Here is an 18,582-nt window from a genome sequence, read left to right as displayed (position 1 = left end):
GCGGTGGATTAACTAGGATTTAGCTGACTCTCCCATCCTCCCGGAAACCGGTCTGTGCATAGCCCTGTTTGGGACTTGGGAGCCGAGCTAACGGCAATTATCCCCAAATTACAGACGTCTAGGAACCGCAATGAGCGGCTGTCTTGGATTGCTGGCAGGCTTGAAAGCAGGGCGGCACCTTAGGGCGCGGTCGATCGCGTCTTGGTCGGTGGCAATTGCGCGAGCAGGTCGACCAGTTGCAGGGCCGCTTCGGCGCACTCGCTCCCTTTGTTTCCAACCGTGCCGCCGGCGCGTTGCAGCGCTTGCTCCAGGCTGTTCACGGTCAGCACTCCGAACAACACCGGCACGCCGGTGCGAACCGAGATGTCGGCGAACTGGTGGCTGATCGAGCGGTTGATGTGCTCGTCGTGCGTCGTCTCGCCGCGAATCACCGCTCCCAGGCAGATCACCGCCGCGTGCTGGCCGCCGCTGGCCAGCCGCGCCGCCACCACTGGCAACTCAAACGCGCCGGGCACCCAGACCACTTCGATTTGCCCGTCGGGGACGCCATGCTTGGCCAGGGTCCCGAGCGCGCCGGCCAAAAGCCGCGACGTGATCGTCTCGTTATAGCGGGCGACGGCAATCGCCACGCGTGCGCGGGGAGCGACCGGACGACCTTCGAATACTGTTGGACTTGTGGATCCTGGGGGCATGACTTTGGGGCCTCGGCTCGCTTAGCTTTTCATGCTCATCAGGAATTCGGCATTGGTTTTGGTCTTTTGCAGCCGTGTAGTCAGCAGTTCCATCGCGTCGGTCGGGTTCATGTCGTTCAACACCCGGCGGAGCATGCAGACCCGGCGATACTCCTCGGGATCGAGCAGCATTTCCTCGCGGCGCGTGCCGCTGCGGTTGATGTCGATGGCCGGCCAGATGCGCTTGTCGACCAGTTTTCGATCGAGCACGATCTCCAGGTTGCCCGTTCCTTTGAACTCTTCGAAGATCACTTCGTCCATCCTGCTGCCCGTGTCGACCAGGGCCGTGGCGATGATCGTCAGCGAGCCCCCTTCTTCGACCTTGCGAGCGCCGCCAAAGAACCGCTTGGGGCGTTGCAGGGCGTTGGCGTCAACGCCGCCCGAAAGAATCTTGCCCGAGTGGGGCACTTCCGAGTTCCAGGCCCGGGCCAGCCGCGTGATTGAATCGAGGAAGATCACCACGTCGTGGCCGTATTCGACCATTCGCTTGGCCTTCTCGATGACCATCTCGGAAACCTGAATGTGGCGGGCGGCCACTTCGTCGAACGTCGAGCTGATGACTTCGCAGTTCGTGCCCTTGACTTGCCGCTCCATGTCGGTGACTTCTTCCGGGCGCTCGTCGATCAACAGCATGATCACGTAGACGTCCGGATGATTGGCCAGCACCGACTTGGCCATTTTTTGCAGCAAGATCGTCTTGCCGGCGCGGGGCGGGCTGACAATCAGGCCGCGTTGCCCAAACCCGATCGGCACGATCAGGTCCACGACGCGCATGCTCAGTTCCTCGGGCGTGGTTTCCAGGACCACGCGCTTGTCCGGGTGCAGCGGCGTTAGGTCGTCGAAAAAGACCTTGTTCGTCAACAGGTTCGGGTCTTGATAGTTGATCGCCTCGACGCGCAGCAGCGCGAAGTAACGTTCGTTTTCCTTGGGCGGGCGAATCTGCCCCGACACCGTCGCCCCGTTCCGCAAGCCGAACCGACGAATCTGGCTGGGCGAGACGTAAATATCGTCAGGGCACGACAAGTAGTGATAGTCAGGGCTCCGCAAAAAGCCGAACCCGTCAGGCAACACTTCCAGCGTCCCTTCGCCGAACATTAGTCCGTTGAGCTTCACCCGCTCTTGCAGGATCTTGAAGATCAGATCCTGCTTCTTCATCCCCATGTAGTCGGTCAGGTTGGCCTGCCGGGCTTGCTCGATCAACTGGGGCATCGACATCCGCTGCAACTCGGCGATGTGCATATCGCCGCGCTTCAGCCGCTCGTAATGGGCCGCCGTCTCGGGCGAGACCTGGCCGCTGTCGGCTTCCTCGGCCAGTTCTTCGGCCAGCGACAACGGTTCGCGCTCGTCGAACTGGTCGACCGGTCCGCGCATCCGCGGCGGCACACGATTGCCGTCCGCTTCGCGCGGCGCGTTGTCGCGATCGGCTTCGTTGCCGGGGGATCGTTCGTTGCCAGCAGACGCTGGCGCAGCAGTCGTCCGCGCCGCGGCACGCCGCAGCGGATTGGACGAAACGCTTTTTCCATCAGCCATGGTCAGATTCCTCCCGACCGGAGTTCCTTGCGGACGCCGCGATCGCGGCCAGTGACGTGGGATGGGGGGCAGGTAGGTTCGGTCAGAACAAGACGGGTGCAAGACGTGATTGGATTACGGCAGTGACAAGCTGGCGTGGAACGTGCGCGCGACCGGCGTCAAGCGGCATTCCAGCCGTGGGACAGACAGGAGGTCAATCGGTGAAGTGAGGGATAGGACGAACCGGACAGGCAGTGTGCGAACGCAGCGGGCCTGAGCGAAGGGCGCTGGCCATCGGGGGGACGGCCAGTCCGTTCATTCTACACCCCGCCGGGACAAAATTGCGAGTGTCTGTCACTCTTTTCACCGACGGCCAGACCGCCGCGCCGTATCAACATCGGGCCGAATAACCGGGAAATCCCGCCCGAATTGCCGCTAGCGCGATAGTTAGGGCAAAGCCGTCAGGCGCTACCGATAAGTGGCCAAAGTGGGTAGCAAAGTTCGCGACGTGAGCGGAAGGGCTTAACTCTTGGCCTTGGCCGTCACGTGGTCCTGCCAGAACTTGGCCACTTGCTCGCGAGTGTGTTCCAGCGAGCCTGAATTGTCGATCACCACGTTGGCTCGGCGGCGCTTGCCCTCGACCGGATCCTGGGCGGCCCGGCGACGGTCCAACTCGGCCGCGTCCCAATCGCGCTCCAAGGCTCGTTGCTCGCACAGGGCGGACGGAGTGTCGACAAAGATGATCGTGTCGCAGAACTTGTCCCAGCCGGCTTTCAACATCACCGGCGCGTCGAGCACGGCGGCGATCTTGCCCGCGGCGCGGAATCCGGCCGCCTGGTCCAGCAGCTTCTGCCCGATCAGCGGGTGCAATAACTGTTCGAGATAGTGCAGATCCTGCTGACCGCGCTCGGTGCCGGCAAAGACCAGTCGCGCGAGCGCCGGGCGGTGAACATGCCCATCGGGGGCGAAGATCGACATTCCCCACCGCTCGCGGGCCGCGGCGCGGACGTCGTCGCGGCGCAGCAGTTCGTGCCCCGCGCGGTCCCCGTCAAGCAGACCTGCGCCTAGCTCCGTGAGCAGGTGCGCGACCACACTCTTGCCGCTCGCCACGTCACCTAGTAGTCCAATGATCAGCATCGCGTTGTGCCTGTTGTTGCTACGTTTGAACTGTCAATGCGGCCCGCGTAAATCCTTCTCCCCTCGGGAGAAGGTGGCCGAAGGCCGGATGAGGGTCACCTGTCCAGCAGCGCCGCGCTAGCCTGACTCTTGACCCTCATCCGGTTCGCTGCGCTCACCACCTTCTCCCGAGGGGAGAAGGGTTCCCGACAACCATTATGCATAACTCTCGGTGTCTGCCCAATTGTGGCCGGTCTTGACATCGACCTTCAGCGGCACGGCCAACTCGCGCACGCCGGCCATTTCCTCGCGGACCATGGCGGCCAGCCGGTCGATTTCCTCGGGGGGCGCCTCGAAGATTAATTCGTCGTGAATCTGCAGCAGCATCTTCGCTTGCCAGGTTTCGCGCCGCAGCCGGGCGTGAATCGCGATCATCGCTTGCTTGATCAGGTCGGCCGCCGAGCCCTGGATCACGGTGTTAATGGCCGTCCGTTCGGCCAGGTTCCGTTGCCGCCCCGCATCGGGGCGCACGCCCGAGATCGCCCGTCGCCGGCCGAACAAGGTGCTGACAAAGCCTTGCGCGCGGCAGTCCTTCAATACACCCGACAGGAACGACTCCACGCCAGGATAGCGGGCAAAGTACGCGTCGATGAACTGGGCCGCCTGCGTTTGGTCGATGTCAAGCGCCTTGGCCAGCCCGAACGGGCTTTGCCCATAGATGATGCCGAAGTTCACGGCCTTGGCCGCGCGGCGCATCTCGCGGGTCACGGCGTCGAGCCCGACGTTGTAGACCTGGCTGGCCACGAGCGTGTGAATGTCCTCGTCGCGCTCAAAGGCGGCAATCAGCGTCGCGTCGCGACAGTAATGGGCCAGCACGCGCAGCTCAATTTGCGAATAGTCCGCCGCCAACAGCAGCCAGTCATCGCGCCCCGGCAAGAACGCCGAGCGGATTTCGCGCCCCGCGTCGGTTCGAATCGGAATGTTCTGCAGGTTCGGATCGCTCGAACTCAATCGCCCCGTCGCCGCGACGGCCTGATGGAACGAGGCATGCACGCGCCCGGTGCGCGGATTCACCAGTGTCGGCAACGCATCGAGATACGTCCCTTTCAGCTTGGCGTACTGCCGGTACTCAAGAATCTTGCGGGGCAGGGCGTGCAGATGGGCCAGCGCCTCGAGCACGTCGGCGTCGGTGCTGGGGCCCGTCTTGGTCCGGCTTTGCACCGGCAGATTCAATTCGGTGAACAGGACTTGTTGCAGTTGCTTGGGCGAATTGATGTTCAGCGAATGACCGGCCAACTCGTAAATCTCTTTTTCCAGCGCGACGAGCCGGCCGCCGTAATCATCGCTCAGCGCTTTCAACCGCGGTACGTCGACACGAATGCCGTTGAACTCCAACTCGGCCAGCACTTCGACCAGCGGCATCTCCAGCGATTGGAACAGCGGCTCAAGCTGCGCCTCAGCGAGTTTCTGTTGCAGGATCGGCAACAGCCGCACCGGCACGTCGGCGTCTTCGCTGGCATAGTCCGACACCAACTGCGTGTCGACTTCATCCATCCGCTTCTGGTTCCGACCGCTGCCGATCAACTCGTCGATTGTGATCGTTTTATGATTGAGGTAGCGCGCGGAAAGCTCGTCGAGGTTATGGTTCCGTTCGCCTGCTTCGAGCAGATAGCTGGCCACCATCGTGTCGAACGCCAGCCCTTGCAGCTCAACCCCCTGGGTGCGCAGGACGAGCATGTCGTACTTCAGGTTCTGGCCGATCTTTTTGATCGTGGCATCTTCAAGCAGGGGACGCAGCGCCGCCAGAGCGACCTCGGGCGCAATCAGCTTCGCGCCGGCTGGCCCGCGCACTGGAACATACGCCGCCTCGCCCGGCGCCCAGCCGAAGGAATAACCCACGATCTCGGCCTGGGTCGGATTGACGCTGGTTGTTTCGGTATCGAACGACAGCACCTTCCGCTCGGCCAGCTTCTTGACCAACGCGGCAAACGCCTCGGGCGTGTCGACCAACTGGTAGTTCGCTTCCCAGACGGCTGGCGTGGCCGCCTGTTGCAACGCACGGAACTGGTCGGCAAAGCGGTGAAAGCCGTACTCGCCGCACAACTCGATCAGCGCCGGCACATTCAGCCGACCGGCTTGTCCGGCAGCCCAGTCGATCGGCACCGGGGTGTGAGTGTCGAGCCGCACGAGTTGGCGACTGAGCATGGCTTGTTCGCGGCCATTGCGGAGGTTCTCGCGCTTCTTGTCGCCGGCCACCTCGTCGACACGTTCAAGCAGTTTGTCGAGGGTGTCGAACTTTTCCAGCAGTTCGCGCGCGGTCTTGGGGCCGATCTGCGGCACGCCGGGAATGTTATCGACCGAGTCGCCGACTAGGGTCTGGAAGTCGACCACCTGGTCCGGGCGCACCCCCCAATCTTCTTTCAGCGCCGCGGCGTTGTAGACGATGTCCTTGCGGACGTTGTAAATCTTGACCCGCTCGGTGATCAATTGGCGGCAGTCCTTGTCGGCAGTCACCAGGTAGCACTCCCCCCCTTGTTCGTCGGCAATGCGCGCCACGGTCGCCAGCACATCGTCGGCTTCATAACCCGGCAAGCGCAAACGGGGAACGCCCAGCGCCGCCGTCATCCGCTCGATGATCTCGAACTGGGGTGCCAGATCGGTCGGCATCTCGGCCCGTTTCCCCTTGTAGGGCTCGAACAGCGTGTGCCGGAACGTCGGCTCGGCCGTGTCGAAGGCACAGAACAAATAGTCCGGCTTCTGCTTGTCGAGCATCATCAACAGGTCGCGCGTGAAGCCGAACACCGCGTTCACCGGCTCGCCGCGCGGACTGGTCATTTCCGGAATGGCGTGAAAGACCTGGAAGATCAGCGAGTTGGCGTCGACGACCCAGACCGATTTGCCACGCAGATCGGGAACCTCGGCGCTGGTTGAGGCATCGGCAGGCGGCAAAGCCGCCGGCTTGGTATCAGTGATCGAAGCCGTCGCGGCCCGGAGCTTCTTGGCCGGTTTGGCGGTGGTGGTCGCTGAGGTGGCGGCCTGGGCCGAGGTTTCTTCCTCGCCGGTCATGCCAGGGAGCGTGGTCTGTCGCGAGCGTGGAGGCATATCAGAAAAGCGCTGGCTGATGGGTGTCGATGCTGGTTCGGTTCCGCTTGGCTTGGGCCGGGACGCCAAGCGGCCACGGCCGGCCATTCAGGCGGAAAAGCCGCGGGAAACCCCGGGGACATTGGCCCCCAAACCGGGGGCGCTTTGGCCGCTGGCGGACGAATTATACGGGGTGTTCGGGCCGTTCGTGGTGGGGCAGAACCGATTTTGCCGACCCCACGGGCGACAAGCCGCTAAATGTAGAACCCCCTAGGACTTGTTGCAAATATTTCTTTGACCCTCTCGGGGCGTCTATTTAGACTCGACCTTACGCACCGATGCCGGATACGGCGACCGGCCGGAGCGCTTTTCTGTACGTCGCCAGCGACGTTCGTCTCTCCCTTTAGCGGTGTTGCTATGGCAAGTGGTGAAAACCAAGGGTTGCAGATCGCAATCATCATTCTGTTCATCGTGGTCATCTGTCTGGCGGTGGGAACCTTCATGTTCTTCAATCAGAACACGACGAACTACGCCCGCTACAAGGCTGAACAAGACAAGGTGACCGAAGGGGACAAGTCGTTCCGCGCCGAGCTGGCCAAGGTGACCAAGCTGATGCAATTCATCGGCCTGCCCGAAGACGCCGACATCGACAAGGCCCAGGCGACCTTCGTTGAGGACAAGGGGAAGTACTTTTCGGCCCTGCCCGAGGAAAGCCAGGTCTATCGCAAGGCGATCGAAGCGCTGGCCGCCACGACGTTGAAACTGCAAGACGAAAAGAACACGGCCCAGGCCAAGATCACCGAGCTCGAGGCCGTGAACGACGCCACGCGCAAGGCGACCGAGGAACAAGTCAAGACGGCCAACGAAGCCCGCATGAAAGCCGAGATGGACTTGGCCACCGAGAAGGCCAAGTTCATGGAAGCCCAGAAGAACGCCGACGGCGAAATGAAGAAACTAGCCGATCAACTGGCCAAGGCCCAGCAAGACGGGGCCGCCGAACTGGATAAGGCCAACAAGACGGTCGAAGCCTTGACCAAGCAGATCGCCACGACCGATGGCAAGGTGAAAGTCCAGTCAGACAAGATTCGCGATTTGCTCGGTAATCGTGACATCGAGTTGGACGATGGCGAAATTCGCGTCGTTGACGCCCGCACGAACACGGTCTGGATCAATGTCGGCTCGGCGGACGCCCTGCGCACGCAGATCACGTTCGACGTCCACTCGCCCGACGCGGCCGCTTCGGACGTAGCCGCCCGCAAGGGAGCGATCGAAGTCACCAAGATCATGGGCGAGCACCTGGCCGAGGCGCGAATCACCGATCAGAAGCCGCACACGTTCCTGCTGCCCGGCGACAAGATTTACACGTCGCTGTGGGATCCGGGCCGCCCCGAGCACTTTGCCATCGTGGGGCGCATTGACTTTGACGGCGACGGCTCGGACGACCGTGAAAAGCTGAAGAACATCATCGCCCTGTCGGGTGGCGTCATCGACGCCGAAGTCGACAATGACGGCAAGACGACCGGCAAGATCACGTCGGACACGCGCTACATCATCGAAGGTCCGATTGCCGAACGCGCCCGCACCCAGATCGAAAAGCTGACCAAGGAAGGCGAGACGATGGGGGCCGTCCGCGTGGGCGTGGACCGCTTCTTGGATAGCATCGGCTACCGGGCCACGGCCATCACGGCCCGTTACGGCCTGGGGAGCGACGTGACGAAATTGCGCACACCGCCGCAAATTGGCCGCGGCGCCAGCGGTTACACCGACGCGTTCAAGGCTCGCAAGGTGCAGCGCTTGCCCAGCGATCCTGCTACCAGCGATTCGTCGAGCGCCGCGAGCGCCGGCACCCCCGCCGGCGGCGCCACGCGGTATTACCGATTCCCCTAAGCGGCCTGAGCGAATATCGCACCTAGCCCTCGGCCCAAACAGCCGGGGGCTATTTTTTGCGCGCTAGGTCGCGGCCGCTGTGCGCAATGGTCTTTGCATTGAGGGCCAACGGCCCGACTCATACCAGCCTGGGGCGACGCCCCAGGTCTTAATGGCGAAATCGATGCGAGGGCTGAAGGCCCGACCCATTCGGCGCTAGTGCGCAATTTCAAGCATGGTGCGGGCCTTCAGCCCTTGAGTTCTCATGGGCCAACGATACCTGGGGCGTTGCCCCAGGCTGGTATGGGGCGCACCTTTGGTGCTCAGGAAACCAAAGGAGTTTGTGGCTCGATTGAGTTAGCTGGCTTGAACAGCAGCCGACTTCTCAACGGCCACATCGCCGGCCGGGGCTTCTTCGGTTGCGAACAGACGCGCTTCCAGGGTGCTGAGCAGAGCCTCGGCATCGCCCCAATCGGGTTCCAGCGTGCCGCGCTCGAAATGCGCCGGTTCGAAGAATAATTCGGCCGGTTGTGTCAGGCCGCGAAACTCGGCCAACCGCCGCAGGCAGCGAGTCTCGGGCCGTGCCAGCCCGTGGGCTCGGCACAACTGCCGAAACAACGCAACCGGATTGTGATAGTTCCGTCGCCGATCCTGACGCGACAGAAAGCGTTGCAGGATGGCAAACGCCGCGACCACGGCCACGGCGATGCCCAGCCAGGCCAGCGCGTCGCTGCTGGACAATTGGGCCCGCTTGCCGCGAAAGCCGCTCCCCATGCCGCGAAACAGGTTGATGTCGGCCCAGAGCGTGGCGTTGAACAGCCAGGTCATCATGTGCGGGCCTCCGTCGCAGCGGGGGCCGGTGGCATGGTGAGCACGATCTTGGGCGTGCCGCGGGCGCTAATCTGGCGCAGGCTCTCGGCCGCGCTTTCTTGCACGGTCAGGCTGGTGTCATTCAACGCGTCGTTCAGCGCGGCGCGGGCCAAATCGCTGTCCGAGTCGGCCAGCGCCGCGGCGGCTTCGCTGCGCACCAGGTGATCGTCACCCATCAGCAGCTCGATGATCGTTTCCTCGACTTGCGGGACGGCTTGCATGAAGCGGGACACGTTCAAAGCCCGCATCCGCCGCTTGCCCGAGGCGTTTTGCAGTTCCTGGCGCAACGACGCCAGCGCTCGCACGTCGACCCGCTTGACCAGCACACCGGTCGAGCGGCGAACTTCGTCGTCGAGCATGTCGAAGGCCGACAAGAACCGGGCGAAGTTGAACTCGGCCAGGCTGTCGCGCGACGCCTGGCGCACGGCCTGGTGCGGGCTGTCGATCAGCTCGACCAGCAGCGACAAAGCCTGCGGAATGTTGCGCTGGCGCAGCTGCCCGGCCGCGGCGGCCTGAACCAGGGGGTCCGTGTCGCGCAGCCCGCGCAGCACCAGTTGATTGGCTTCGGCGCCCGGGTAGTTTTCCAGGGCCAAGAGCGCCGCGCGGCGGCCGCCGACATTGCCCGTGTCGGCAATCTTGACCAGCCAGTCGTAGACCGCGGCGGGCTTCATGCCCGAGCTGGTCATCAGCTTGACGGCGCTGAACTGGCCGGCTTCGTCCAATTGCTTGAACAGTTGATCGTCATCGCGCAGCCAGGCAAAGCCGTTCATCCGCTTCAGGCCGTGCCGCGCCGCGGGGGTCGGCTCGGCGCCGATCTTGCGAAGCAATAGCTCGACAAACCGCCGATCGGTTCGGTGCGAGATCACGCCCAGCATGGCCGACGGCGCTTGGCTGTCTTCCAGATAGCTGAGCACCAGCCGCATCACGGCCAACCGGCCGCTGTGCGTCAGCATGTTGATCAGTTGCCGATAGCAGGGGTCGAGCGGATCGCTCAGCTTCTTGAGCAGCACCGAGTTGTCGCGGCCAGCGATCAACAGGAACGCTTCGACGATCTCGTCGCGGTGGGCATGTCCGGCGCGGTCGAGCGATTGTTCCAGGCTGACCGCCACGTGGCGTCGCACCATTTGCGGGTCGCGGCGCAGGCGGATGTCGGGAGGCGAATACAGCTCTTCGTATAGCAGCTCGGTCAGCGACAACAACGTCGCGGCGCAGCGATCGGCGTTGGGGTTGGCCGGCTCGTCAGCGGCGTTGAGCAGGGTGGGGATCAGATCGTACTCGCGGAACCGCAGCGCGGCCTGGCAGCCGTTGTCACAAACCTGGGGGTCGGCGTCGAGGACGGCGTCGCGCAGCGCCTGGGTCATACGGCCGCGATGCTCGTCCAGAATGGTTAGCCAATCGACGGGCAACGTGTGCCAGCGTCGGACCAGGTACAACTGGCCCGCGACCGACCGCCGTTCGAGCAAAGCGCGCAGAGCGGCATGTTGGATGTGCTGTGTCGGCGACTCGAGCGCCCGCAGCAGCAGATCGACCGCCGCTTCGTTTTCTGTCTGTGACAGAAACTCGAATGTTTTGGAAAGGCCCGCCTTCACGTGCTTAAGCGCTCGCCCAGCGCTCCTCGCGCAATTTCAAATTCTGCCCGATCAAAGCTAGGTCACGCCCCGGAGTGCTGGGGTGAAACTACCGGAGATGGCTGGCGGAAACGGGTCTGACTTGATTTGTTGGGCCGACCCGCCGAAACTGGAGCTGGAATAACCGGTATAACACGTACGACCGATGGGCCGAGCGAGATAGAAAGCCTTGGTCCGGTCGGTGACTCCCGGCATTTGTCCTTCCCTGTACGAGCGGAAACTATGGCTGCCGCGACCTCGAAGACCGATTTGCTGAACCGCGAGTTTCTGGAAATCCGGGCCAAGATCCTGGAACTGGCCGCGGCGCTCGACCGGCTGGACCGAGCCGCCGGGGCGCTCCCCGGCGACGAGCGCATGCCGCGGATCGCGCGTGGCCTGGCCGAGTTGCAAGCCCGCGAGCCGATGCGTGCCGAGCGCGTGCAACAGATATTTTCGCTGGGATTCGATGCCGAGTGGCGCACCAAGATGGATGTCGACTCCGGGCGGAAATAGAGCTCGCCACGGAGGCACGGAGACGCGGAGGTTTGCACGGAGGGGAGAGAGGAAGCAGGGGGGAAGGGGATCGGGAGAAAGAGGAAGCACTTTACGCGAGTTGTGCGCTGCGCTCATCACGTGGCTTGAAGCAGCCCTTCTCCCTCCGGGAGAAGGTGGCCGATAGGCCGGATGAGGGTGCCGTTTCAATCTTCATTGTCAACGCATCGACGTAGTTGACCCTCATCCGGTTCGCTGCGCTCACCACCTTCTCCCGGGAGGAGAAGGGTTTGATATTGTCCACAGAGTCATTGTCATTCAAGCCGATCAGCCGCTATGGACTACATCGACCCGCATATTCACATGGTCTCGCGCGTGACCGACGACTACGAGACGTTGGCCAAGATGGGCTGCGTCGCCATGAGCGAGCCCGCCTTCTGGGCAGGTTTCGACCGGGGCAGCGTTGACGGCTTTCGCGACTATTTCCGGCAACTGACCGAGTTCGAGCCCAAGCGGGCCGGCTGGTACGGGCTGCAACATTTCACCTGGCTGTGCATCAACGCCAAGGAAGCCGAGAACGTCAAGCTGTCGCGCGAAGTGATCGCGATGATTCCCGAGTTCCTCAATCGTCCCGGCGTGCTGGGTATTGGCGAGATCGGACTGAACAAGAACACGCGCAACGAGTCGATCGTGTTCCTCGAACACTTGGACCTGGCGGCCAAGACCAACGAGCTGATCCTGATTCACACGCCCCACCTGGAAGACAAGTTCCGGGGCACGAAGATGATTCTCGACATGCTGTGCGACGATCGCCGACTGGAGCGTCAGCGGGTACTGGTCGATCATGTCGAGGAGCACACCATCAAGGCGGTGAAGGACGCGGGTTTCTGGGCTGGCATGACCTTGTACCCAGTCAGCAAGTGTACGCCCCAGCGGGCCGTCGACATGGTCGAGATGTACGGCCCGGAAAAGCTGCTGGTCAACTCGGCCGGCGACTGGGGCCCCTCGAAACCAACGGCCGTGCCGGACTTCATCCTCGAGATGCGTCGCCGCGGACATCCCGAGTCGCTGATCCGCCGCGTGGTCTACGAGAACCCCATCGAGTTCTTCCGGCAAAGCCGGAACTTCAACTTCACCCCGCGAGCCGAAGCCTGATGTCGGCGATTTTGGCGCGAGCGAACACCTGGTGGATCATTCTGCGCATCTGCCTGGAAGAGCGGCTGGTCTACCGGGCCGACTTCGCGCTGGGGACGCTGATGCGGTTCCTGCCGATTGTCACGATGGTCTTCCTGTGGGAAGCCGTTTTCTCCGCCTCGGCCAGCGAGACGATCGGCGGCTATTCCAAGGACAAGATGATCGCGTACTTGCTGCTCACCATGGTCAGCCGTGCGTTCAGCAGCATGCCAGGGCTGGCCTCGGGCATCGCTGGCCAGATTCGCAGCGGCGAGGTCAAGAAGTATCTGATCCAGCCGATCGACATGCTCGGCTTTCTGCTCTTGAGCCGCATCGCGCACAAGCTGGTCTACTATGTCGTGGCGATCGCGCCGTTCGCCTTGGTGTTTTGGATCATGCGCGGCTACTTCGCCGGCTGGCCCGAGCCGCAAGTGCTGGCGGCGTACTTTTTGGCGCTGATTCAGGCGTTCCTGCTGGGCTTCTTTCTCGAAGCGACGATCGGCATGATCGGGTTCTGGTTTCTGGAAGTCAGCTCGCTGCTGTTCGTGTATATGCTGTTCAGTTTCTTTCTGTCGGGGCACATGTTCCCGATCACCATGCTCGAAGGCTGGGCCGGCCAACTGGTGCAAGCGATCCCGCTGCAATACCTGACCTACTTTCCCGCCGCCATTTTCGTCGGCGAGATTCATGGCGACGCATTGGTGCGAGGGTTGTGGATTCAAGCGGCTTGGGTCTTGTTCTTCATGTTGACCAGTCGCGTGGCCTGGAACCTGGGCCTGCGGCGATATAGCGGCTTTGGCGGCTGAAATAATGCAAGAAACGTCTCCCATCACCGACGCTCGCGAAGTCCGTCCCAGTTACTGGGGTGTGTTCCGGACGTTCTTGCGCAACAGTCTGGTCCGGGCGATGATGTTTCGCGGGAACTTTCTGCTCGATACGTTCACGTCGTTGACCTGGATGGCGATGCAGCTCGGCTTTTACAAGCTGGTGTTTCAATTCACTCCTTCGATCGGCAACCAGACCGGCTGGGGCGAATACGAGTTCTACACGTTCATCGCCACGTCGCTGATCATCAACAGCCTGGTACAGACGTTCTTCATGCCGAACCTGAGCGAGTTCAGCGACCTGATCCGCACGGGCAACCTGGACTTCGCGCTGTTGAAGCCGATCGATACACAATTCCTGGTGTCGTTGCAAAAGGTCGAGTGGTCGGCGCTCGGCAATTTCTTGTTCGGCGTGGCGCTGCTGGGCTGGTCGGTCGTGCAACTCGACGTGCCGCTCGGCCCGGCTCAGTGGTTGCTGTATCCGATTTATGTGCTGTGCGGCGTGGCGATCTTTTACGCCGTGATGGTGCTGATGTCGAGCCTCAGCGTTTGGATGGGGCGGAACGAGAACCTGTACGACTTCTGGTTCTACATCACCAACTTTTCGCGCTACCCGATGGAGATCTATCGCGGGCCGGTCGGCGAACCGCTGCGCTGGACATTCACGTTCGTCGTGCCGATTCTGGTCGTGGTGAACGTGCCGGCCCGGGCGCTGGCCTGGCCGCTCGAGCGCCAACAAAGCTGGCTGGCCGCCTACGCCGTGGGCATCGCGGTGGTCAGCCTGCTGGTCACGCGCCGGCTGTTCCTCTGGGCGCTGAACAGCTACCGCAGCGCGAGTAGCTGAGGGGGGTTAGCCACGGAGTCACGGAGTTGGGCACGGAGGGGAAGCAGGGGTGGCTATCGCCAAGCACCAATGTCCAAGTTCCAATGACCAAGGTAGTGCATAACCTCATCTTGGTCATTGGGATTTGGGCATTGGTCATTCTCGTTTATCTGCTCCGTGCATCTCTCCATGTCTCTGTGTCTCCGTGGTTGGTCCCCGCGGTAGCGAACCCCCAGGCCGAGTGACTATGATACCAGACCGCGCTGGCCCGCCGCGCGTGTTCCCATTCGAGCCAGGATCATCGCATGCAACTCGCCTTTAGCTCCAACGCCTACATGAACTTCTCGATCGAGGAGACGATCGCCCGGATCGCTTCGATCGGTTACGTCGGCATCGAGGTGCTGGCCGACGTCCCCCACGCCTGGCCGGCCGGGTTGTTGCCCGAGCGGCGTGCCGCCATTCGCAGCGCGCTGGCACAGCACAAGCTGCAAGTCTCGAACGTCAACGGCTTCATGATGAACGCGGTGGCCGACCCGCGGCAGCCTTACTGGCATCCGTCGTGGATCGAGCCCGATCCGCACTATCGGGCCATCCGTCGCGAGCATGTGAAGCGAGCGCTGCGCCTGGCCGCCGAGATCGGCGCCAAGTGTCTGCAAACCGAACCGGGCGGGCCGCTCGAACCGGGGCAGTCGTGGCACGACGCGGCCAATGTCTTCTATGAAGAGCTGATGCCTTGCGTCGAGGTGGCCGAGCAGGTCGGAGTGAGTCTGCTGATCGAGCCGGAACCAGGGCTAATGATCGAACGGTTCGACCAGTATTTGGAGTTCGCCGCGCGCATCGACTCGCCCGCCGTGGGCTTGAACTTCGATATTGGCCACGCCTACTGTGTCGGCGAGGACCCGCAAGATTGGGTCGAGCAGATGGCGCCCCACACGCGGCATTATCACTTCGAGGACATTGCCGCGACGCGCGTCCATCAGCATATGGTGCCGGGACGCGGCGCGATCGATTTCGACGCCACGCTGGCCGCGATTGCTAAAACGAATTACACCGGCTTCGTGACGATCGAACTGTACCCGTACGTCGACGATCCCGACGCCGCCGCCCGCGAGGCGTACAACTACATCACCGCGGCTATGAAGCGGGTGGGCATTCCATCGAAGAAGTAAAGCCAACGGCAAGAACACCTCTCCCTCGATGGGAGAGGTCGCGAGCGCAGCGAAGCGGGTGAGGGTGAAAACGTCGCAGGCCGGGTGGCAATGCACAACTGGGACGCGCTCTGGGCGCAAAGTCGTTTGGCTCGCAACGTCTCTACCCTCCCCCAGCCCCGCCCTGGCAGGGAGGGGTGTTTATCGGTGATTGTGTTGAGATGGTGACGATGGACCGCGTCAAAGCTTATGCCCAGTTGTTGCGTGTGCCCAACGTGTTCACCGCGTTGGCCGATGTGATCATGGGGGGCTTGCTGACTGGCGGCTGGTACGAGAACCGGTCGGCATGGTTGCTGTTGATCGCCGGCTCGGCCGCGTTCTATCTGGCCGGCATGGTGTTGAACGACGTTTACGATTTCGAGGTCGATCAGGTCGAGCGCCCCGAGCGCCCCTTGCCGAGCGGGCGGATCAGCCTGGCCACGGCCCGCGCCTTGGGCTGGGGATTGATGTCGGCCGGCTTGGGCTGCGCTTTCGGGTCGGCGGCGCTGCGCCAGCCCGTGGCGACCAATACGTTGATCGCGGCCGGGGCGCTGGCGGCGGCGATCGTGGCCTATGACGCCTGGCTCAAGTCGACGCCGCTGGGACCGGTGGCGATGGGAACTTGCCGCGCGCTGAATGTGATGCTTGGCGCGAGCGTGGCCGCCGATGGTTGGGCGCCGCTCCACTTTCGAGTGGCGCTGGGGCTGGGGGTCTACGTGGCCGGCATCACCTGGTTCGCGCGGACCGAAGCCGAGACCAGCAACCGGACCCAGCTGGCGCTGGCCACGCTGGTGATGATGGCCGGCATTGGCACCGTCTGTACCGCGACACAGCGCGAATGGTTCGCCGCCCGACAGGGGCCCGTCATGTGGAGCTTGCTGTGGGTGGCGTTGTCGCTGCCAATCGCGCTGCGGACGTTTCGCGCCGTGGGCGAGCCGGCCCCCGAGAATGTCCAGCGAGCGGTCAAGCACGCGATCATGTCGCTGATCGTGATCGACGCGGCGGCGGCGCTCGGCGCGATTGGGCCGCAGGCGATGTTTCTGCTCGCGCTGCTGCCGCCGGCCATGCTCCTGGGCCGCTGGGTTTACTCGACGTAAGATTCGCCAAAGGCGAGCTCCTACACCTCTCCCTTTAAGGGAGAGGTCGCGAGCGCAGCGAGCGGGTGAGGGTGAGAACGTCGCTGGCCGAGCGGCAATGCATAACTGGGACGCGCACTGGGCGCAAAGTCGTTTGGCTCACAAGGACTTTACCCTTCCCCCGCCCCTCCCTGAAAGGGAGGAGTGTTTATCGCTCGCCGCACCTAACTGCGCGCCGATGGTGTGGCGAGATTGGTTTTTTGACCATCACCAGCCGTAGTAGAAGCGCGGTCCCAGGACCGGAGCGCGATAGACCATCACGCCAGGATAGTAGTACGGGGCGACGACGACCGGCCTGTACGTGACCACCGGCGCGTAAGCGACCACGGGGGCACAGTTGTAGCACGGGGCCACCACCACCGCGCGGTGACGCCAGCCAGCCATGGCCGTCGTACCGATGCTCAAAACCACCAACATTGCGGCCAACATCAACAGACGCTTCATCAAAGTTCCTCCTTCAGCGGGTTGGACGATCGCGCGGCCAACCCCATAATGGACCGGCGGCTGGATCGTCTGGCGACGGCCAGTAGCGGCCCTGCGCGGTTCGCAAAAGCCGGGGGTGAAAAGCCCTGGTGACCGTCAATGTCCAGCTAGCTTACCCGTGTTGACAGGTTTGGCAACCCTTTCCGCGAGAAACTAACCGATGCCCGATACGGTGATTCTGCTTTCGGTCCCCGGCTTGCGTGCCGGCGACTTGGCCGCGATGCCCAACTTGCGCGCGTTGACCGAGCGCGGCGACATGGCCTCGCTGGTCCCCAGCTTTCCGGCCGTCACCTGCCCGGTGCAAGCCAACATGACCACGGGAGTTACGCCCCGCGAGCATGGCGTGGTGGCCAACGGCTTCTACTATCGCGACAAGCGCGAAGTCGAAATGTGGACCGCCTGGAACCAGTGCATCGAGCGGCCGCAGATTTGGGATCAGCTTCACCAGCACAACCCGGCGATCCGATCGGCGGTCTGGTTTCCCCTGCACAGCAAGGGTGCCGGCACCGATTACATTTGCACGCCCGCGCCGATTCACAATCCGGACGGTAGCGAGTCGTTGTGGTGCTACACCAAGCCGACCGAGATGTACGGCACGCTGCGCGACCGGCTGGGACATTTTCCGCTGATGCACTTTTGGGGGCCGCTGGCCAATATCAAGTCGACGGCCTGGATCGTCGACTCGGCCGTCGTGGCGGCCGCCGAGTATCGGCCACAGTTCTTCTACATCTATTTGCCCCACCTGGACTACGCGGCGCAAAAGCTCGGCCCCGATAGCGAAGCCGCGCGACGCGCACTCGGCGAGCTTGACGAGACGATCGGCCGGCTGGTGGTGGGTGTGCGCGCGGCCTATGGCTCGCCCGAGCCATTGTGGCTGGTGGCAAGCGAGTACACGATCACGCCGGTCAATCATGTGACGTATCCGAATCGCGTGTTGCGTCAGGCGGGCTTGCTGGCCGTGCGCGAAGCCGAGGGGGGCAGCTCTGACAGCGGAGAGGTGATCGACTTCGCCGGCAGCCGGGCCTGGGCGCTGGTGGATCATCAGTTCTCGCACGTCTTTGTGCCGAACGCGGCCGACGTGGGGCGCGTGGTCGATCTGTTTCGCGGCCACGAGGGAGTTGCCGAGACACTGACCGGCGAAGATCTGGCGCGCTATGAACTAGACCATCCCCGCTCGGGCGAAGTGGTGCTGGTGTCGCAGCCCAATTCGTGGCAGGCGTATTACTACTGGCTCGACGACGCGCGAGCGCCGAAGTTTGCCCGCACGGTCGACATTCACCGCAAGCCGGGCTACGACCCGGTGGAGTTGCATTTCGACCCGGCTACGAAGAGCATTCCGCTCGACGCGAACTTGATCAAAGGTTCACACGGCGCGCCGGCGCTGGACGATGCGCAGCGCGGCATGCTGCTCACTTCAGAACGGGGCGTAGTCGCCGGCCGCAGCCTGGCCGACACCGACGTGTGCTACCTGGTGCTACGGCAATTCGGCATCTGACCGTTTTATCCCAGCAAGAGGGAATTGAACCGCAAAGACGCAAAGATCGCTAAGAAATGCGGGGAGTTAAACGCAGAGGACGCAGAGCGGCGCGGAGAAATAATGATTGAGTGATTACTCTCTGCGAAACTCTGCGTCCTCTGCGATTCAAACTGCCTTTTGTCTTCCCTTCGCGCCCTTTGCGTCTTG

The 18,582-nt window shown here is 62.8% G+C and carries 15 protein-coding genes; 8 read left to right on the top strand and 7 right to left on the bottom strand.

Features of this window, described 5'->3' with window-relative positions:
* Positions 1-179: 179 nt before the first annotated feature.
* The 4 genes from JSS27_04385 to polA all read right to left on the bottom strand — a co-directional run bounded on the left by JSS27_04385 (position 180) and on the right by polA (position 6,422).
* Positions 180-692, bottom strand: coding sequence for a 6,7-dimethyl-8-ribityllumazine synthase (locus JSS27_04385; GenBank protein ID MBS0208172.1), 513 nt, complete (start codon positions 690-692; stop codon positions 180-182).
* 21 nt (positions 693-713) lie between these two features.
* Positions 714-2,261, bottom strand: a complete 1,548-nt coding sequence (gene rho / locus JSS27_04380; GenBank protein ID MBS0208171.1) for a transcription termination factor Rho — start codon at positions 2,259-2,261, stop codon at positions 714-716.
* Between the two features lie 501 nt (positions 2,262-2,762).
* Positions 2,763-3,377 (bottom strand): dephospho-CoA kinase, encoded by a 615-nt coding sequence (gene coaE, locus JSS27_04375; GenBank protein MBS0208170.1) that lies wholly within the window; start codon positions 3,375-3,377, stop codon positions 2,763-2,765.
* 195 nt (positions 3,378-3,572) lie between these two features.
* Positions 3,573-6,422, bottom strand: coding sequence for a DNA polymerase I (gene polA / locus JSS27_04370; GenBank protein MBS0208169.1), 2,850 nt, complete (start codon positions 6,420-6,422; stop codon positions 3,573-3,575).
* Between the two features lie 432 nt (positions 6,423-6,854).
* Here polA and JSS27_04365 point away from each other — a divergent pair, with 432 nt between their 5' ends.
* A complete protein-coding gene (locus tag JSS27_04365; protein ID MBS0208168.1) occupies positions 6,855-8,324 on the top strand; it encodes a hypothetical protein in 1,470 nt (489 codons plus the stop codon).
* A 336-nt stretch (positions 8,325-8,660) separates the two neighbouring features.
* On the opposite strand, the gene JSS27_04360 is transcribed toward JSS27_04365, so the two are convergent.
* Together JSS27_04360 and JSS27_04355 are read right to left on the bottom strand one after the other, a co-directional pair.
* Positions 8,661-9,134 carry a hypothetical protein gene (locus tag JSS27_04360; GenBank protein ID MBS0208167.1) on the bottom strand — a complete coding sequence of 158 codons (474 nt, stop codon included), beginning with the start codon at positions 9,132-9,134 and terminating at the stop codon, positions 8,661-8,663.
* Positions 9,131-10,762: a HEAT repeat domain-containing protein gene (locus JSS27_04355; protein ID MBS0208166.1), complete on the bottom strand. Its 1,632-nt coding sequence runs from the start codon at positions 10,760-10,762 to the stop codon at positions 9,131-9,133. The genes JSS27_04360 and JSS27_04355 overlap by 4 nt, the downstream gene beginning before the upstream one ends.
* Positions 10,763-11,023: 261 nt before the next feature.
* On the opposite strand from JSS27_04355, the gene JSS27_04350 reads away from it, so the two are divergent.
* From JSS27_04350 to JSS27_04325, 6 genes are all read left to right on the top strand, one after another.
* Positions 11,024-11,293 carry a hypothetical protein gene (locus JSS27_04350; protein ID MBS0208165.1) on the top strand — a complete coding sequence of 90 codons (270 nt, stop codon included), beginning with the start codon at positions 11,024-11,026 and terminating at the stop codon, positions 11,291-11,293.
* A 315-nt stretch (positions 11,294-11,608) separates the two neighbouring features.
* On the top strand, positions 11,609-12,427 hold the full coding sequence (locus tag JSS27_04345; protein MBS0208164.1) for a TatD family hydrolase: 819 nt from the start codon (positions 11,609-11,611) through the stop codon (positions 12,425-12,427).
* On the top strand, positions 12,427-13,251 hold the full coding sequence (locus tag JSS27_04340) for an ABC-2 family transporter protein (protein MBS0208163.1): 825 nt from the start codon (positions 12,427-12,429) through the stop codon (positions 13,249-13,251). Before JSS27_04345 ends, JSS27_04340 begins: the two co-directional genes overlap by 1 nt.
* Before the next feature lie 4 nt (positions 13,252-13,255).
* A complete protein-coding gene (locus tag JSS27_04335) occupies positions 13,256-14,113 on the top strand; it encodes an ABC-2 family transporter protein (GenBank protein ID MBS0208162.1) in 858 nt (285 codons plus the stop codon).
* A gap of 284 nt (positions 14,114-14,397) precedes the next feature.
* Positions 14,398-15,261, top strand: coding sequence for a sugar phosphate isomerase/epimerase (locus JSS27_04330; GenBank protein ID MBS0208161.1), 864 nt, complete (start codon positions 14,398-14,400; stop codon positions 15,259-15,261).
* Between the two features lie 209 nt (positions 15,262-15,470).
* Positions 15,471-16,376, top strand: a complete 906-nt coding sequence (locus JSS27_04325; protein ID MBS0208160.1) for a UbiA family prenyltransferase — start codon at positions 15,471-15,473, stop codon at positions 16,374-16,376.
* Positions 16,377-16,622: 246 nt separating this feature from the next.
* Here the strand turns inward: JSS27_04325 and JSS27_04320 are convergent, their stop codons facing one another.
* Complete coding sequence (locus tag JSS27_04320) at positions 16,623-16,859, bottom strand: hypothetical protein (protein MBS0208159.1); 237 nt, start codon at positions 16,857-16,859, stop codon at positions 16,623-16,625.
* Positions 16,860-17,058: 199 nt separating this feature from the next.
* Between JSS27_04320 and JSS27_04315 the strand changes: the two genes are divergently transcribed.
* Positions 17,059-18,393, top strand: coding sequence for an alkaline phosphatase family protein (locus JSS27_04315; GenBank protein MBS0208158.1), 1,335 nt, complete (start codon positions 17,059-17,061; stop codon positions 18,391-18,393).
* Positions 18,394-18,582: the final 189 nt, after the last annotated feature.

The sequence above is a fragment of the Planctomycetota bacterium genome (assembly GCA_018242585.1).
GTDB lineage: Bacteria > Planctomycetota > Planctomycetia > Pirellulales > PNKZ01 > JAFEBQ01.
The sequence above is the reverse complement of the archived record's forward strand: the minus strand, read 5'-3'. Positions and strand labels throughout refer to the sequence as shown.

Bases quoted from the DNA above. Each gene is read 5' to 3' on its own strand.
- JSS27_04385 (MBS0208172.1), bottom strand. From the start codon at position 692: ATGCCCCCAGGATCCACAAGTCCAACAGTATTCGAAGGTCGTCCGGTC.
- rho (MBS0208171.1), bottom strand. From the start codon at position 2,261: ATGGCTGATGGAAAAAGCGTTTCGTCCAATCCGCTGCGGCGTGCCGCG.
- coaE (MBS0208170.1), bottom strand. From the start codon at position 3,377: ATGCTGATCATTGGACTACTAGGTGACGTGGCGAGCGGCAAGAGTGTG.
- polA (MBS0208169.1), bottom strand. From the start codon at position 6,422: ATGACCGGCGAGGAAGAAACCTCGGCCCAGGCCGCCACCTCAGCGACC.
- JSS27_04365 (MBS0208168.1), top strand. From the start codon at position 6,855: ATGGCAAGTGGTGAAAACCAAGGGTTGCAGATCGCAATCATCATTCTG.
- JSS27_04360 (MBS0208167.1), bottom strand. From the start codon at position 9,134: ATGATGACCTGGCTGTTCAACGCCACGCTCTGGGCCGACATCAACCTG.
- JSS27_04350 (MBS0208165.1), top strand. From the start codon at position 11,024: ATGGCTGCCGCGACCTCGAAGACCGATTTGCTGAACCGCGAGTTTCTG.
- JSS27_04345 (MBS0208164.1), top strand. From the start codon at position 11,609: ATGGACTACATCGACCCGCATATTCACATGGTCTCGCGCGTGACCGAC.
- JSS27_04340 (MBS0208163.1), top strand. From the start codon at position 12,427: ATGTCGGCGATTTTGGCGCGAGCGAACACCTGGTGGATCATTCTGCGC.
- JSS27_04335 (MBS0208162.1), top strand. From the start codon at position 13,256: ATGCAAGAAACGTCTCCCATCACCGACGCTCGCGAAGTCCGTCCCAGT.
- JSS27_04330 (MBS0208161.1), top strand. From the start codon at position 14,398: ATGCAACTCGCCTTTAGCTCCAACGCCTACATGAACTTCTCGATCGAG.
- JSS27_04325 (MBS0208160.1), top strand. From the start codon at position 15,471: ATGGACCGCGTCAAAGCTTATGCCCAGTTGTTGCGTGTGCCCAACGTG.
- JSS27_04320 (MBS0208159.1), bottom strand. From the start codon at position 16,859: ATGAAGCGTCTGTTGATGTTGGCCGCAATGTTGGTGGTTTTGAGCATC.
- JSS27_04315 (MBS0208158.1), top strand. From the start codon at position 17,059: ATGCCCGATACGGTGATTCTGCTTTCGGTCCCCGGCTTGCGTGCCGGC.